Raw genomic sequence first — 15,921 nt, forward strand, 5'->3', positions numbered from 1 at the left:
CGCGCAGGCACCGGCGCCGGCTCCCGCCGAGGCCGCTGTCGAGGCTCCGGCCCCGGCCCAGCCCGCGCCCGCCGCCGCTCCGGCTCCGGCTCCGGCCGCCGCCCCGGCCGCTCCCGCCCCCGCCGCCCCTGCCTCGGGCGACGCGGACGGCGCGTACGTGACCCCGCTGGTCCGCAAGCTCGCCGCCGAGAACGGCGTCGACCTGGGCTCGGTCAAGGGCACCGGCGTCGGTGGCCGTATCCGCAAGCAGGACGTCGTGGCCGCGGCGGAGGCCGCCAAGGCCGCCGCCGCCCCGGCTCCGGCCGCTGCCGCCGCTCCGGCGGCCGCTTCCAAGGCTCCGTCCCTGGAGGCGTCCCCGCTGCGCGGCCAGACGGTCAAGATGACCCGCATGCGCAAGGTCATCGGCGACAACATGATGAAGGCGCTGCACTCGCAGGCCCAGCTGACCTCGGTCGTCGAGGTCGACATCACGAAGCTGATGAAGCTGCGCAACAAGGCGAAGGACGCGTTCGCCGCCCGCGAGGGCGTCAAGCTGTCCCCGATGCCGTTCTTCGTCAAGGCCGCGGCCCAGGCGCTGAAGGCCTACCCGGTCGTCAACGCCCGGATCAACGAGGACGAGGGCACGATCACCTACTTCGACACCGAGAACATCGGTATCGCGGTGGACGCCGAGAAGGGTCTGATGACCCCGGTCATCAAGGGAGCGGGCGACCTCAACCTCGCCGGCATCTCCAAGAAGACCGCCGAGCTGGCCGGCAAGGCCCGCTCCGGCAAGATCAGCCCGGACGAGATGTCCGGCGCGACCTTCACGATCAGCAACACCGGTTCGCGCGGTGCGCTGTTCGACACGGTCATCGTGCCGCCGAACCAGGTCGCCATCCTGGGCATCGGCGCCACCGTCAAGCGCCCGGTGGTCATCGACCACCCGGACCTCGGCGAGACCATCGCGATCCGCGACATGACCTACCTGGCCCTCTCCTACGACCACCGTCTGGTGGACGGCGCCGACGCGGCCCGTTACCTGACGGCCGTCAAGGCGATCCTGGAGGCCGGCGAGTTCGAGGTCGAGCTCGGCCTGTAACACTCGTCTCACCAGCACCCGCGCCCCCGTCCGGAGTCATCCGGGCGGGGGCGCCGCCGTATGGTCTAGAGACCGAACACGGCTTGAAGGAGCGCTTCATGACCCCGCCCGTCGTCCACTCGCTGCGCGAGCAGATCCGCGAGCACATCGTGGAGGGGATCGTCAGCGGACGCTGGAAGCCGGGCGAGCGCATCGTGGAGCGCCGGATCGCCACCGAGCTGGAGGTCAGCCAGACGCCGGTACGGGAGGCGCTGCGCGAGCTGGAGTCCCTGCGCCTCATCGAGTCGGCGCCCAACAAGGGCGTACGCGTACGGAACCTGACGGCGGCCGACCTGGAGGAGAGCTACCCCGTACGGGCCGGTCTGGAGCAGATCGCGGCCGAGCTGGCGGCGTCCGCCCTGGCGGAGGACTGCTCGGCGCTGGAGCCGCACGTGGCGGCCCTGTACGAGGCGGACCGCACGGCGGACGGGACGGCGCAGGTGCGTCACACCGTCGCCTTCCACCGGGAGCTGGTGCGCGCGGCGCACAACAGCGTCCTGCTGCACACCTGGGAGGGCCTGGGCATCGAGGTCTTCACCGCGCTGTCCATCCGCTGGCTGGGGACGGTCCAGAAGTCGTACGCGGAAGAGCACGAGGCCCTGGTGCAGGCCTTCCGCCGCCGCGACCCGGCCATCGGCACCCTGGTCAAGGCCCACGTCCTGGGCTGCGCCCCGCGCGCGTAACGCGTACTGCCTGCCGCCCACCCCTCCCTCCTCCGCCCCGTGCCCGAAATGCCGCATACATCTCGGCACCGCGTGCCCCATTTCGCGGCACGGAATGCCAATTTCGTTGTACGGAGAAGTTTTTTCGCCCCAGGCTTTGATCGATCATCGATCAGAGACTTACAGTCGACGACGGGTCCACCCGACCCGTGCTCCACCGCCCTGTCCTGCCAGACAAGGCCCCCCTTTTTCTCCACCCCCCTCCTGTCCGGAAGGCGGCCATCGTGACCGACCCCGTAGGCATTTCTCCGAGCGAGCTCGACCAGCTCCCGGACCGTGACACCGAAGAGACCGCCGAATGGGCGGCCTCTCTCGACGCCGTCACCAAGGCCGCAGGCCCCCATCGGGCCGCGTATCTGATGCGCCGCACGCTCCAGCACGCCGAAGGCGCCGGCATCGCGCTGCCGAAGCTGCTGGAGACGGACTACGTCAACACCATCCCGACCTCCGCCGAGCCCGCCTTCGACGGCGACGAGGCGATGGAGTCCCGCATCACCGCCTGGAACCGCTGGAACGCGGCCGCCATGGTGACCCGCGGCTCGCGCTTCGGCGTCGGCGGCCACATCGCCACCTTCGCCTCCGCCGCCTGGCTGTACGAGACCGGCTTCAACCACTTCTTCCGCGGCAAGGAGGGGGACGGCTCCGGCGACCAGCTCTACATCCAGGGCCACGCCTCCCCCGGCATCTACGCCCGCGCCTTCCTCGACGGCCGGCTGAGCGAGGACCAGCTCGACCGCTTCCGCCAGGAGGCCGGCGGCGACGGACTGCCGTCGTACCCGCACCCGCGACGCCTGCCCTGGCTGTGGGAGTTCCCGACCGTGTCGATGGGCCTCGGCCCGCTCTCCGCGATCTACCAGGCGCGCTTCAACCGCTACCTGCAGAACCGCAACATCAAGGACACGTCCCACTCCCACGTCTGGGCGTTCCTCGGCGACGGCGAGATGGACGAGCCCGAGTCGACCACCGCGATCACCCTCGCCGCCCGTGAGCAGCTCGACAACCTGACCTTCGTCATCAACTGCAACCTCCAGCGCCTCGACGGCCCGGTCCGCGCCAACTTCCGTGTGGTGCAGGAGCTGGAGGCCCAGTTCCGCGGCGCCGGCTGGAACGTCGTCAAGACGCTGTGGGGCTCCGCCTGGGACGAGCTGTTCCGGCTCGACACCCAGGGCGCGCTGCTGCGCCGCCTGCGCGAGGTGCCGGACGCCCAGTTCCAGACGTACGCGACCCGTGACGTCGCCTACATCCGCGAGCACTTCTTCGGCGCCGAACCGGCGCTTGCCGAGCTCGGGAAGCTGCTGACCGACGCGAAGATCGCCGAGTGCTTCTTCACCTCGCGCGGCGGCCACGAGGCCCGCAAGGTGTACGCGGCGTACAAGGCGGCCGTGGAGTTCAAGGGCGCGCCGACCGTGATCCTCGCGCAGACGGTGAAGGGCTACACGCTCGGCCCGGGTTTCGAGTCCAAGAACGCCAACCACCAGATGAAGAAGCTGTCCGGCAAGGAGTTCCGCGCCATGCGGGACCTGCTGGACCTGCCGATCCCGGACGCCAAGCTGGACGAGGAGCTCGTACCGTACGGGCACCCCGGCCCCGACTCCCCCGAGGTCCGCTACCTCCAGGAGCGCCGCGCCGCCCTCGGCGGCCCCGCCCCGGCCCGCCGGGTGCACGCGGTGGCCCTGCCCGAGCCCGCCGAGCGCTCCTTCAGCGCCCTCCTCAAGGGGTCGGGCAAGCAGGAGATGGCCACCACCATGGCCTTCGTGCGCCTGGCCAAGGAGCTGATGCGGGACAAGGAGACCGGCAAGCGCTGGGTCCCGATCGTCCCCGACGAGGCCCGCACGTTCGGCATGGAGTCGCTGTTCCCGTCGGCCGGCATCTACTCGCCGCTGGGCCAGACGTACGAGCCGGTCGACCGCGACCAGCTCATGTACTACAAGGAGGCCAAGGACGGCCAGATCCTCAACGAGGGGATCACCGAGGCCGGTGCCATGGCCGACTTCATCGCCGCCTCGACGTCGTACGCGACGCACGGCGAGCCGATGATCCCGTTCTACATCTTCTACTCGATGTTCGGCTGGCAGCGCACCGCCGACCAGATGTGGCAGCTCGGCGACCAGCTCGGCCGCGGCTTCATCGTGGGCGCGACGGCCGGCCGTACGACCCTGACGGGTGAGGGCCTCCAGCACGCGGACGGCCACTCGCACCTGATCGCGTCCACCAACCCGGCGTCGCTCAACTACGACCCGGCGTTCGCGTACGAGATCGCCGTCATCGTCAAGGACGGTCTGCGGAGGATGTACGGCCCCGAGGCCGAGAACGTCTTCTACTACCTGACCGTCTACAACGAGCCGAAGCCGCAGCCCGCGATGCCGGAAGGCGTCGAGGAGGGCATTCTCAAGGGTCTCTACCGCTTCAAGGAGGCGGCGAACTCCCCCGAGCTCTCGGCTCTGCTCGAGCAGGGAGGCGCCCCCACCGCCGAGACCCCGCGCATCCAGCTGCTCGGTTCCGGTACGGCGATCCACTGGGCCCTGGAGGCGCAGGAACTCCTCGCCGCCGACTGGGGCGTCGCGGCCGACGTCTGGTCCGCCACCTCGTGGGGCGAGCTGCGGCGCGACGCGCTGGAGTGCGACGAGGCGCTGCTGCGCGGCGAACTGCGCACGCCGTACGTCACCCGCGCGCTCGAAGGCGCGCCCGGTCCCGTCCTCGCGGTGAGCGACTGGATGCGTCAGGTCCCCGACCAGATCAGCCAGTGGGTCGAGCAGGACTACTCCTCGCTCGGTACGGACGGCTTCGGCCTCTCCGACACCCGCGAGGCGGCCCGCCGTCACTTCGGCGTCGACGCCCAGTCGATCGTGGTCGCGGCGCTCGCCCAGCTCGCCCGCCGGGGCGAGGTCAAGGCGGAGGCGGTGGCCGAGGCCCGCGAGCGGTACGGCCTGTAGGAACGGTCCGTCGGAGGCAGCGTGCATGATGACGTCATGCGCGCTGCCCGCCTGATCAAGATGGTGCTCCTGCTCCAGTCCCGCCCCTCCATGACCGCGGCCGAGCTGGCCCGTGAGCTGGAGGTCTCCGAACGGACCGTCACCCGGGACGCGCAGGCGCTGTCGGAGGCGGGCATTCCGGTGTACGCCGACCGGGGCCGGACCGGCGGTTACCGGCTGAGCGGCGGGTACCGCACCCGGCTGACCGGGCTCGCCCGCAGTGAGGCCGAGGCGCTGTTCCTGTCCGGACTGCCCGGCGCGCTGCGGGAGATGGGGCTCGACGACGCCGCGTCGGCCGCGCGGCTGAAGGTGTCGGCGGCGCTGCTCCCCTCGCTGCGGGACGCTTCCGACACGGCCGCGCAGCGGTTCCACCTCGACGCGCCCGGCTGGTACCAGGAGCCGAGGACGCCCGAGTTGCTGCCGGCGATCGCGGAAGCCGTCTGGGACGACCGGACGATCACCTGTCGCTACCGGCGCCGCCAGGGCTCCGAGACGGAACGGGAACTGGCACCGTACGGCCTCGTGCTCAAGGCCGGCGTCTGGTACCTGTGCGCCCGCGCGGACGGTGGTTTCCGGGTGTACCGGATCGACCGCTTCACCGCGGTGGTCGTGTCCGAGGAGCGTTTCGTACGGGACGCGGGCTTCGTGCTCCCGGAGTTCTGGGAGGAGCGGGCCGCCGATTTCGCCCGCTCGATCCTGCGCACCGAGGTGGTGGTGCGGCTGTCGGAGGCAGGGGCACGGCAGCTGCCGTACGCGACGGACCGCGCCGCGGCCCGCGAGGCGCTGGACGCGGCGGGGCCGCCCGACGCGCAGGGCCGGATCACCGTGACCCTGCGCGTCGAGTCCCCCGAAGTGGCGCACGGCCAGCTCCTGCCCCTCGGCCCCGAGGCGGAGGTGCTGGAACCGGGCGAGCTGCGCGACCGGTTCGCGCGGACGGCGAGGCGGATGCGGGAGCTCTACGCGTAGGCGCTACCGGTAGTCGTCCGCCGGGGCGTCCTTGTCACCCCAGACGACCTCCTCGAAGTAGAGCCAGGCGTCCGGCCGGGAACCGTCCGCGTCGGTGAAGCCGTACTCCTTGGCGAGCTGTCCGCTGGACAGCGACCGGCCGTTCCAGCGCCGCCTGCCGGGGTCGGCGGCCAGCGCCGCCACCGCGCGCCCCACCAGGACCGGGGACTCGGCGATCGCGAACTCCGGGACCTTCTCGACGGCGTCCCGCCAGGTGTCCTCGGTGACGCCCAGCATGTCGAGCATCTGCTCGGAGCGCAGGAAGCCGGGGGTGAGGGAGACCGCCGTGCCGTCGAAGTCCCTCAGGTCCTCGGCGAGACAGAACGCCATGCGGATCGGGGCGTTCTTGGTGAGGTCGTAGTAGAAGTTCTCGCGGTAGCGCCGGTTGGACTCCGCGGTGCCGTCGGTGACCTCGACGACCAGGCCGCCGGGGTTCCGCACCAGCAGCGGCAGGGCGAGACTGCTGGTGATGATGTGGCTGCGGACACCGAGTTCGAGCATCCGCATGCCCTTGTCGAGGTCGTACTCCCACATCCTGGGCTTGTTCTCGAGGACCTCCCCCACCAGGTGCTCGCCGCCCCAGACGTCGTTGACCAGGACGTCCAGCCGCCCGTGATCCCGGTCGATGCGCTCCACCAGGGCGCGCACCCGGTCGCGCTCCAGATGGTCGGTGGGTACGGCGATCCCGGTGCCGCCCGCCGCGGTGACGAGTTCCGCGGTCTCCTCGATGGTCTCGCCTGGCCGCCCGACCTCGCTGACCTTCTCGCGGGTGGTGCGCCCGGTCACGTACACCGTCGCCCCCGCCGCCCCCAGCTGCACGGCGATCGCCCGCCCCGCGCCCCGGGTGGCCCCGGCCACCAGGGCGATCCTGCCGGTGAGTGGTGCGTCCTGCTCGCTCATGTCCGCTCCTTCGGTACCGCTGTCCGTGCTCTTCGTCCCGTACGGGGAACAACCCTGGCAGCGAAAACCGACATCTCCTGTCGTGATTACTCCTCTCGACGTGTGTCCGGTAACGACACAGCCGCATCCGGGGGACAGGGCGTGCACGGGGCCGGGCCAAGGCCGATGCTTGTCCCGTGATGGACGAGACGGAATTCTGGGAGATCATCGACGCCACCCGCGAGGCCGCCGAGGGCGACCCCGAGGACCACGCCGACCTGCTGGTCGAGCAGTTGCTCCAGCGGGACCCCGATTCCGTGCTCGACTTCGCCAGACACTTCGAGGCCCGCTACAACCGCGCGTACCGCTGGGACCTGTGGGGCGCGGCGGCCGTACTGCTCGGCGGTGCGAGCGACGACGCCTTCGACTACTTCCGCTGCTGGCTGATCGGCCGGGGCCGGGAGGTCTTCGAGGGGGCGTTGCACGATCCGGACAACCTGGCGGGCCTCCTCGACGAGTTCGACGAGGAGGTCGACGGGGACGGCGAGGAGCTGGGGTACGCGGCGGACGAGGCGTACGAGCAGCTCACCGGCGCGGTCGCGCCGGACCTGGGGGTCCCGGCGCAGGCACCCGAGCCGGAGGGCGCCCCCTTCGACTTCGAGGACGACGCGGCCCTGGCCGACCGCTACCCCCGGCTGTGGGAACGGTTCGGCGGGTACCGGTGAAAAGGCGGGTGGGAAGCTACCGGCCGTCGACGTCCCCGGGCTCCAGCACGAGCAGGGCCACGTCGTCGTGCACGTCCTCCGTCCTGCCCACGTAGCGCACCAGGTCCCGGTGCACGGCCTCGTTGAGGGCCAGCAGGTCGTCCTCCGGTACGGAGGCGGCCAGCGCGGGCAGCCGCCGGGCGAGCGGGAAGAAGGCACCCGAGGTGTCGCGCGCCTCCGTCACCCCGTCCGTGTGGGCGAGGATCCGGTCCCCGGGCTCCAGCGGTACGCAGACCACCGGGGCCAAGGCCGCCCTGGCCAGGCCGAGGCCCAGCGGCGGCGCCGGTTCCACCGGGATCTCGTGCGCCGCCCCGTCCCGCAGCAGCAGCGGCGGCGGGTGGCCGCAGCTGACCACCCGTACGACGGCTTCGCCGTCCGGGAACTCCAGCACGACCGCGGTGGCGAAGAGCTCCGCGTGTTCCACGACGGTGGAGTCCACGACCAGCCGCCTGTCCAGCCGCGCCGCCACCCGTGCGAGGTCCTCCTCGTCCAGTACGGCTTCGCGGAAGGCGCCCAGCAGCGCGGCGACCGTGGAGACCGCCTCCAGCCCGTGCCCCTGCACGTCGGCCACCAGGGCCCGTACGCCGTGGGCCCCTTCGCGTACGTCGTACAGGTCGCCGCCCACCAGCGTCCCGCGCTGCGCGGCCCGGTACAGCCCCGCGCACCGCACCCGGCCCACGGCGGCGGGCAGCGGCGGCAGTACGGCGAGCTGGGCGGCCTCGGCCACCGTGCGGACCGTCACCAGCTGCTGTTCGCGGCGGGTGCGCACCCGGGCGATGATCACGCTGAGCACGACGACGACCACCACCGCGAGCAGGTCCGGGGTCTCGACGTCCCAGATCCGGCGGCCGTACGGCAGGCTCAGCGCCACCAGGGTGAGGCAGCCGAGCACCGCGACGGTCACCGGGCCGTAGGCGAGGGCCGCGACCGGTGTCACGGCGACGACGAAGTAGCCCAGTTCGAGGGTCTGGGGGGTGACGAGCTGGGCGAAGGTGAGGAGCGCGAGGATCACCGCGGGCAGAACCCTCAGCCAGCGCGGCTGCGGCGTTCCGCGCAGCCCGCCGGGGGTCTCTTCGACGCCTCTGGCCCGGACCGAACTCATCGGGCGAAGGGCCCGCGGCCGGTCGCGCGGGCCGCCGGCGAGGCAGGGGGAGTGGGCGGCATCCGGAGCTCCTTCATACCTCTCCCACTATGGCTCAGGCAGTCAGCGCCCGCCCCATGAACACGTCGTCGACGTACTCCCCCCTCAGGTGGAACTCGCCCGGCAGCACGCCCTCGACGACGAATCCCTCGGCCTCGTACAGCGCACGCGCGGGCGCGTTGTGGCCGAGCACCCGCAGTGTCATCCGCACGGCGCCCTGGCGCCGCGCCGCGTCGAGGGACGCGCGCAGCAGCGCGCGCCCGGTCCCGCGGCCCCGGGCCCGCTCCGCCACGGCCAGGCCCTGGATCTGCCGGACGTGCGCGTGGGAGGCGAGCGGGGTGGGCCGGACCGTCCGGACGTATCCGACGATCACGCCGTCCGCCTCGGCCACCAGGATGTCCTCGGGGCGGTCGCCCTCGCCGAAGAACGGGCCGTACGGCGGCTGCGGCCTCGGCTGCACGGAGTGCACCGGCGACCAGGTCTCCCGGTCGAGCGCGGCCAGCTCCTCGTCGTCGGCCCGCGTGGCGGGACGGATGGCGGGACGGACGGGTGCGATACGGGGTTCCGTCATGGCTGTCACTGTGCCCCGCGAACACGTCCGGACACGTCCGGGCCCGGACAGGGCCGGGCAGGCCCGGAATGGGGGCAGGATGGACGGCATGCGGATTGCGGTCACCGGCTCGTCCGGTCTCATCGGTACGGCGCTCGCGCGCTCCCTGCGCGCGGACGGACACGAGGTCGTCAGCCTGGTGCGGCGCGCGGCGCGGAGCGCGGAGGAGGTGACCTGGGACCCGGAGCGGCAGTACGTCGACGCCGACGGGCTCGCCGGGTGCGAGGCGGTCGTCCATCTCGCCGGGGCGGGCATCGGCGACCGGCGCTGGAGCGCGGCGTACAAGAAGAAGATCCGCGACAGCAGGGTCCTCGGTACGGCCGCGATCGCCGAAGCCGTCGCCTCCCTGGACGTGCCGCCGAAGGTTCTGGTGAGCGGTTCCGCGATCGGCTTCTACGGGGACACCGGGGAACGCGCGGTCGACGAGGACGCGCCGCCCGGTGTCGGTTTCCTGCCGTCCGTGTGCGTGGAGTGGGAGGAGGCCGCCGCTCCGGCCCAGGATGCGGGCGTACGGACGGTCTTCGCCCGCACCGGGCTCGTGGTCGCACGCGAGGGCGGCGCCTGGGGAAGGCTCTTCCCGCTCTTCAGGGCGGGGCTCGGCGGGCGGCTGGGGTCGGGCCGCCAGTACTGGAGCTTCATCGCGATGCACGACCAGATCGCGGCGCTGCGTCATCTGATCGACACCGAGTCGCTCTCGGGTCCCGTGAACCTCACGGCGCCGCGACCGGTCACCAACCGGGAGGTCACGGAAGCGATGGGGCGGGTGCTGAGACGGCCGACGCCGTTCGCCGTGCCGGCCTCGGCGCTGCGGCTGGCGCTGGGCGAGCTCTCCGTGGACGTGCTGGGCAGCCAGCGGGCCCTGCCGCGGCGGCTGGAGGAGTCGGGCTTCTCGTTCGCCTTCCCGGAGATCGACGACGCGGTGCGGGCGGCGCTGCACCGACCCGAGCCACGCTGACCGATTCGGATCGTCCCTGTCCGCTATGCGACCGTGCCCGACCATTGTGCTCCGGTTGTGCTCCGATGCTCCGGTCGGTGCGCGACTGCGCCCTCCCCCCGTCCGCTTCTACGCTGCACCTCGATTGCGGGCATTCCGTGGACCTGCGAGGGCATGAGTCCCCCACAGTCACGCCGACCTCGGGGAGGGGCACGTGCTCACCACCGCACACCACGCGGACGTCGTCATTGTGGGGGCCGGGGTCGCCGGACTCTCCGCCGCCCATCAGCTGACCAGCGCCGGTGTGACAGTCGGCGTCCTGGAGGCGGCCCCTCACGTCGGCGGGCGGATGGCCACCGAGGAGGTCGACGGATTCCGGCTCGACCGCATCGGCCAGGTCCTCAGCACCGCGTATCCGGAACTGCTCCGCACACCGGGGCTCGAAGGGCTCGCGCTGCGCACCTTCTCCCCCGGCGTCCTCGTGCACAGCGAAGGCCGCCACTACCGCGCCGGGGAGGCAGGCAGTGCGCGGGGCGCGCTCAGCGCCGCGCGCGCCCTGGCGAGCGCCCCGCGGCCCCCCTTCGGCGGCGCACTCGACCAGGCCCGCCTGGGCGCGGCGCTCGGGCGGTTCGCGGCCACCCCGGTGCACCGCCTCACGGCCCGCCCCGAACGGACCACCGCCGAGGCCCTGTCCGGGCGCGGACTGCCGTCCCGTACGGTCGACGGTTTCCTGCGCCCGCTGCTCTCGGCGCTGCTCAGCGACCCGGACCTCACCACCTCCAGCCGGTGCGCCGACCTCGCGCTGCGCGGTTTCGCGCGCGGCAGGCTGTGCGTACCGGCGGGCGGGGCCGCCGCGCTGCCCGAGCTGCTGGCCGCCACGCTGCCGCCGGGAACCGTGCGTACGGGCGTACGGGCGACCTCGGCTTCCACCACCTCCGTCACCACCGAGGAGCACGGCACGTTCGGCTGCCGCTCCCTCCTGCTGGCCACCGGCGCCCGCGCCGCCGCCGGCCTGCTGCCCGGCCTGCGGGTGCCGCCCTTCCACCAGGTGACCGTCCTCCACCACGCCGCGCCCACGACCCCGCTGGCGGACCCGTCCCTCCTGCTGGACGCCGACCGGAGCGGCCCCGTCTCGCACACCGCCGTACTCAGCGAGGTCGACCCCTCACGCGCGCCGCGCGGCCGCTCGCTGATCTCCTCGACGGTCCTGGGCACTCCCCCGCCGGACGCCGACCGCGTGGTACGCGCCCACCTGGCCAGGCTCTACGGCGCCTCCACGGACGACTGGGAACTCCTCGCGGTCCACCACGACAAGGAGGCGGTCCCGGCCATGCCGGCGCCGCACGACCTGCGCCGTCCCGTACGGCTCCTCTCGGGCCTGTACGTCTGCGGCGACCACCGCGAAACGAGCACGGTGCAGGGCGCGCTCCACTCGGGCCGCCGGGCCGCGCGGGAGATCCTCCGCGACTTCGGCATCCAGCCCGGTTACGCGGCCGGGGAGCTGCGCGGGGCCGCCTGAGCCCCCGACGTCCGAGCCGCGGCAGGACCAGGGCCGGCGGCGCGGCCCTGCCCGGCCGAACGAGCCGACGAAGGCTCGGGCAGGAGGGAACCGCACCGACCGGCGGGTGCTCCGGGGTGGTTGTCCCCCGGAGCACCCGCCGGTGTCCGGGGAAGGGCGCTCCTCACCCCAGCGCCGCGACCCGGTCCCGGTAGGTGCGGACCGCCGCCGCGTCCCGGTACGGCTCGAGCCGCTTCTCGAAGTCCCTGACGTACTCCAGAGCCCGGGCCGACCGCATCTCCGTGGCCTGCTGCGCCGACTCCGCCGCCAGCGCGCACGCCTGGTCCAGCTCCCCGAGCCCGAGCCGCGCCGACGCCAGTACCACCCGGCAGAACAGCCGACTGCGCGCGTAGCCGGGCGCCCGCAACTGCAACGACCGCTCCGCGTGCTGCGCCGCCGCCCGGTGCTGCTGGAGGTCCCGGTGGCAGTGCGCGAACTCGTCCGCCAGCTGCGCCTCGTCGAAGAAACGCGCCCAGTGCGGCAGCTCGTCCCCCGGCCGCGCCGCCTCCATCGCCCGCTCCGCCCGTGCGAGCGAGGCCGTGCACGCCCGGACCTCCCCCAGCACCCCGTGCCCGCGCGCCTCCACCGAGTGCAGCAGCGCCTGCACGACGGCCGGCGCCGTGCTGCCCACGCCCTGCTGCGCCACCCGGGCCAGTTGCACCGCCTCCCGCCCGTGCCCCAGGTGGACGGCCTGCCGGCTCATGGTGGCCAGCACGTACGAGCCGTACGGCCGGTCGCCCGCCGCCTGCGAGAGGCGCAGCGCCTGGACGAAGTACCGCTGGGCGAGGCCGTGCGCCGCGATGTCGTACGACGTCCAGCCGGCCAGCCGGGTCAGGTCGGCGGTGGCCGCGAACAGCCTCCGCCCCGTCGCCTCCCCGTACGTGCCGCGCAGCATCGGTTCCGCCTCGTGCTCCAGGTAGCGCACCAGGGCCTGCCGGGCGTGCCCACCGCCGTAGGCGTCGTCCAGCGTCCGGAACAGCTCGCCGACCGAGCGCAGCGCCGCGATGTCCCCCGTCGAGACGCGCTGCCCCGGGCCCCGGTCCGTCTGCCGCTGGCGGGGCATCACGGGGCGGCCCGGGACGGAGACCCGCGCCCCGTGCGTCCCGCCGGTCCCGTTCGCCGGCGGATCGGGGCGCGCGACCCGGTCGTCCGCCCGCCCGATCAGCCAGTCCCGGCTCGGGACGACGAGCCCGGCCGGGGTGAACGCGATCTTGCGCAACTCGGCGTGGCTGCCGGAGTCCTTGCGCCACAGCCCGCTGACGATGTCGACGGCTTCCTCGGGGGTGGCCGCGAACTCCAGTCCCGCGTAGACGGGCGCACAGGCGTCCAGCCCGAGGTCCTGGGCGGACAGCCGCCGTCCGAGGCGCCGGGCGAAGACCTCGGCGATCAGCGCGGGCGTGGTGCCGCGCGGCTGCTGACCGCGCAGCCAGCGGGTCACCGAGGTCTTGTCGTACCGAAGGTCCAGGCCGTGCTCCAGACCGAGCTGGTCCACCCGTCGGGCAAGGCCCGCATTGGAGAATCCCGCTTCCGCGATGAGCGCGGCGAGCTGGCGGTTGGGGGTGCGCTGCGGAGGTCGTTCCGTCATCAGCTGTGCGGTCTCCTGCCTTCTGGGCTCCGGGAGCAGCCCTCATGGAACGGCGCGAATTTAGCTTTACCCGCAGATCGCTCCGGCACCTTCCACCCACATTCATCCGATCGTGTGAGGATTTATGGGAACGCTGACGAACACTGACGAAAACGACCTGCCCGGCGGCCGGAACCCTCACGGCCGTACAGTGGCCGGGGCGCGATACGTGCACGGTGAAGGTTCTAAGGAGGCGTTGCCGTGAGTGAGCTGCGGTTTGTCCGACTGGGGTTCGGCGAGGAAGCCGTCGAGTACCAGGAGGCCTGGCAGAAGCAGCGCGAGGTGCACGCCGCACGGTTCGCGGACGAGATCCCGGACACGTGCCTGCTTCTCGAGCACCCGCCCGTCTACACGGCGGGACGGCGTACGGCGGACAGCGAGCGGCCGCTGGACGGCACGCCCGTGGTGGACGTGGACCGCGGCGGCAAGATCACCTGGCACGGCCCCGGCCAGCTCGTCGGCTACCCGGTCATGAAGCTGCCGCGTCCGGTCGACGTGGTGGCGCACGTGCGCCGCCTCGAGGACGCCCTGATCCGTACATGCGCGGAGTTCGGCGTCGAGACCTCCCGGGTCGAGGGCCGCAGCGGCGTCTGGGTGCTCGGCGACCCGGTGGAGCAGCGCACGCTGTCCGGCGGGCTCTCCCTGGACTTCGACCCGAGGCTCCAGGACGAGGAGTTCGACCCGAGGCTGAACGGCCCCGAGTACGCCCCGTCCAACGCCGGCCAGCGCCGCGAGGACCGCAAGCTCGCCGCCATCGGCATCCGCGTCGCCAAGGGCGTCACGATGCACGGTTTCGCGCTGAACGTGAACCCGGACAACACCTGGTTCGACCGGATCGTGCCGTGCGGCATCCGCGACGCGGGCGTCGCCTCGCTCGCGGGCGAGCTCGGCCGGGACGTCACCGTCGACGAGGTCCTGCCGGTCGTCGAGAAGCACCTGCGGGACGTACTGGAGAACGCTGATCCGGCCCCCCGGGTCATCGAGAGGGCCTCCGCCTAGGACGCCCCGGGAATGCGCGCCTCTGGCCACAGGTTGGCGGGACGTAATCCCCGTACAAATATCGGGCGTACCCTGGTGGGCGCCGAAGAATCGAAGTCGTAGGGAGCCGGACGTGTCCGCAGTCGCACCCGACGGACGCAAGATGCTGCGCCTGGAGGTCCGGAACAGCCAGACGCCCATCGAGCGCAAGCCCGAGTGGATCAAGACCCGGGCGAAGATGGGCCCCGAGTACACCAAGATGCAGGCCCTGGTGAAGGGCGAAGGACTGCACACGGTGTGCCAGGAGGCCGGCTGTCCGAACATCTACGAATGCTGGGAGGACCGCGAGGCCACCTTCCTCATCGGCGGTGATCAGTGCACCCGGCGCTGTGACTTCTGCCAGATCGACACGGGCAAGCCCGCCGCGCTCGACCTGGACGAGCCGCGCCGCGTGGGCGAGTCCGTCGTCACGATGGACCTGAACTACGCCACCATCACCGGCGTCGCGCGCGACGACCTGGAGGACGGCGGCGCCTGGCTGTACGCGGAGACCGTGCGCCGGATCCACGCGATGACGTCGGAGCGCGCGGAGGGCCGCACCAAGGTCGAACTCCTCATCCCCGACTTCAACGCGGTCCCCGAGCAGCTGGCCGAGGTCTTCTCGTCCCGCCCCGAGGTGCTCGCGCACAACGTCGAGACGGTGCCGCGCATCTTCAAGCGCATCCGCCCCGGTTTCCGCTACGAGCGCTCCCTCGAAGTGATCACGCGCGCCCGCGAGGCGGGCCTGGTCACCAAGTCGAACCTCATCCTGGGCATGGGCGAGGAGCGCGAAGAGGTCAGCCAGGCGCTCCAGGACCTGTACGACGCGGGCTGCGAGCTCATCACGATCACGCAGTACCTGCGCCCCTCCCCGCGCCACCACCCGGTCGAGCGCTGGGTGAAGCCGCACGAGTTCGTGGAGCTGAAGGAGGAGGCCGAGGAGATCGGCTACTCCGGTGTGATGTCCGGGCCGCTGGTCCGTTCCTCGTACCGCGCGGGCCGGCTCTTCGGCCAGGCGATGGAGCGGCGCGGCGCACTGTCCGCCGCCCCCAGTGTGTGAATCCAGGCACAAGCGATTACCGGCCAGTAGCGGCCAGGGCGACGCGGCCCGTACAGTCCCCGCAGGTCGGGGGAGTGTACGGGCCGTACGCGTGTCACGGACGTACGGGTCGAGGATTCATGGGCGTTTGACCGCCCGGCCATGCGCTGGTAACACCAATCAGTGATCCTAGGTTTACACACGGCTGCACTCCAGCTGCCCGCGCCTGCGCCCGCACGCGCACCCGCACATCCCGCCCGTTCCCGAGTCACCGCTCCCGAGGGGGATCCCCACCATGCAGGCCGCGACGCCCGTCCACGCAGCGACGACGCCAGTCACCCGCGCCACCGCCATCCCGTCCGTCACCACCGCCCTGCGCGCCGTCGAGTCGCTCCTGATGGGCAGCGGACACCGCACCGCCCGCCGCAACGCCTGGACGTCGGTGCTCGAGGACCGGCGCAGGGCCATGGACAGGGTCGAGGCCGAGCGCGTACTGGAGGCCGGGGCGGCCCGTACTTCCCGGGCAACGTAAACTT

Annotated in this window: 14 protein-coding genes; 10 read left to right on the forward strand and 4 right to left on the reverse strand. The window is 72.4% G+C overall.

Annotated elements, in window-relative coordinates:
• From sucB to ABD374_RS05320, 4 genes are all read left to right on the forward strand, one after another.
• Positions 1-1,081 (forward strand): 2-oxoglutarate dehydrogenase, E2 component, dihydrolipoamide succinyltransferase (sucB, locus tag ABD374_RS05305; RefSeq protein ID WP_344491440.1); only part of this gene is annotated, 1,081 nt, incomplete at its 5' end.
• 98 nt (positions 1,082-1,179) lie between these two features.
• Positions 1,180-1,803 (forward strand): GntR family transcriptional regulator, encoded by a 624-nt coding sequence (locus tag ABD374_RS05310; RefSeq protein WP_344491443.1) that lies wholly within the window; start codon positions 1,180-1,182, stop codon positions 1,801-1,803.
• 263 nt (positions 1,804-2,066) lie between these two features.
• The gene (aceE, locus tag ABD374_RS05315; RefSeq protein ID WP_344491446.1) at positions 2,067-4,775 is read left to right on the forward strand and encodes a pyruvate dehydrogenase (acetyl-transferring), homodimeric type; all 2,709 of its coding nucleotides are present in this window, start codon (positions 2,067-2,069) and stop codon (positions 4,773-4,775) included.
• 36 nt (positions 4,776-4,811) lie between these two features.
• A complete protein-coding gene (locus ABD374_RS05320; protein WP_344491449.1) occupies positions 4,812-5,780 on the forward strand; it encodes a helix-turn-helix transcriptional regulator in 969 nt (322 codons plus the stop codon).
• Between the two features lie 3 nt (positions 5,781-5,783).
• Here ABD374_RS05320 and ABD374_RS05325 read toward each other — a convergent pair whose 3' ends face one another.
• Positions 5,784-6,719, reverse strand: a complete 936-nt coding sequence (locus ABD374_RS05325) for an SDR family oxidoreductase (protein WP_344491452.1) — start codon at positions 6,717-6,719, stop codon at positions 5,784-5,786.
• 179 nt (positions 6,720-6,898) lie between these two features.
• Here ABD374_RS05325 and ABD374_RS05330 point away from each other — a divergent pair, with 179 nt between their 5' ends.
• Entirely contained in the window at positions 6,899-7,423 is a 525-nt protein-coding gene (locus tag ABD374_RS05330; RefSeq protein WP_344492420.1) for a DUF4240 domain-containing protein, read from the forward strand.
• A gap of 16 nt (positions 7,424-7,439) precedes the next feature.
• Here ABD374_RS05330 and ABD374_RS05335 read toward each other — a convergent pair whose 3' ends face one another.
• On the reverse strand, positions 7,440-8,564 hold the full coding sequence (locus tag ABD374_RS05335; RefSeq protein WP_344491455.1) for a PP2C family protein-serine/threonine phosphatase: 1,125 nt from the start codon (positions 8,562-8,564) through the stop codon (positions 7,440-7,442).
• A 94-nt stretch (positions 8,565-8,658) separates the two neighbouring features.
• Complete coding sequence (locus tag ABD374_RS05340; protein WP_344491458.1) at positions 8,659-9,174, reverse strand: GNAT family N-acetyltransferase; 516 nt, start codon at positions 9,172-9,174, stop codon at positions 8,659-8,661.
• Between the two features lie 79 nt (positions 9,175-9,253).
• On the opposite strand from ABD374_RS05340, the gene ABD374_RS05345 reads away from it, so the two are divergent.
• Entirely contained in the window at positions 9,254-10,168 is a 915-nt protein-coding gene (locus tag ABD374_RS05345; RefSeq protein WP_344491461.1) for a TIGR01777 family oxidoreductase, read from the forward strand.
• Between the two features lie 193 nt (positions 10,169-10,361).
• On the forward strand, positions 10,362-11,666 hold the full coding sequence (locus ABD374_RS05350; RefSeq protein WP_344491464.1) for an NAD(P)/FAD-dependent oxidoreductase: 1,305 nt from the start codon (positions 10,362-10,364) through the stop codon (positions 11,664-11,666).
• Positions 11,667-11,829: 163 nt separating this feature from the next.
• On the opposite strand, the gene ABD374_RS05355 is transcribed toward ABD374_RS05350, so the two are convergent.
• Positions 11,830-13,290: an NsdA family TPR-like regulatory protein gene (locus ABD374_RS05355; RefSeq protein WP_344491467.1), complete on the reverse strand. Its 1,461-nt coding sequence runs from the start codon at positions 13,288-13,290 to the stop codon at positions 11,830-11,832.
• Between the two features lie 240 nt (positions 13,291-13,530).
• On the opposite strand from ABD374_RS05355, the gene lipB reads away from it, so the two are divergent.
• The 3 genes from lipB (at position 13,531) to ABD374_RS05370 (ending at position 15,917) form a co-directional block, all read left to right on the forward strand.
• Positions 13,531-14,328 carry a lipoyl(octanoyl) transferase LipB gene (lipB, locus tag ABD374_RS05360; protein ID WP_344491470.1) on the forward strand — a complete coding sequence of 266 codons (798 nt, stop codon included), beginning with the start codon at positions 13,531-13,533 and terminating at the stop codon, positions 14,326-14,328.
• A gap of 112 nt (positions 14,329-14,440) precedes the next feature.
• A complete protein-coding gene (gene lipA / locus ABD374_RS05365; protein ID WP_344491473.1) occupies positions 14,441-15,406 on the forward strand; it encodes a lipoyl synthase in 966 nt (321 codons plus the stop codon).
• 274 nt (positions 15,407-15,680) lie between these two features.
• Positions 15,681-15,917 (forward strand): SCO2195 family GlnR-regulated protein, encoded by a 237-nt coding sequence (locus ABD374_RS05370; protein ID WP_344491476.1) that lies wholly within the window; start codon positions 15,681-15,683, stop codon positions 15,915-15,917.
• The last annotated feature ends 4 nt before the right edge of the window (positions 15,918-15,921 follow it).

Origin of the sequence: Streptomyces enissocaesilis, assembly GCF_039533765.1 — a bacterium.
Taxonomy (GTDB): Bacteria; Actinomycetota; Actinomycetes; order Streptomycetales; family Streptomycetaceae; genus Streptomyces; species Streptomyces enissocaesilis.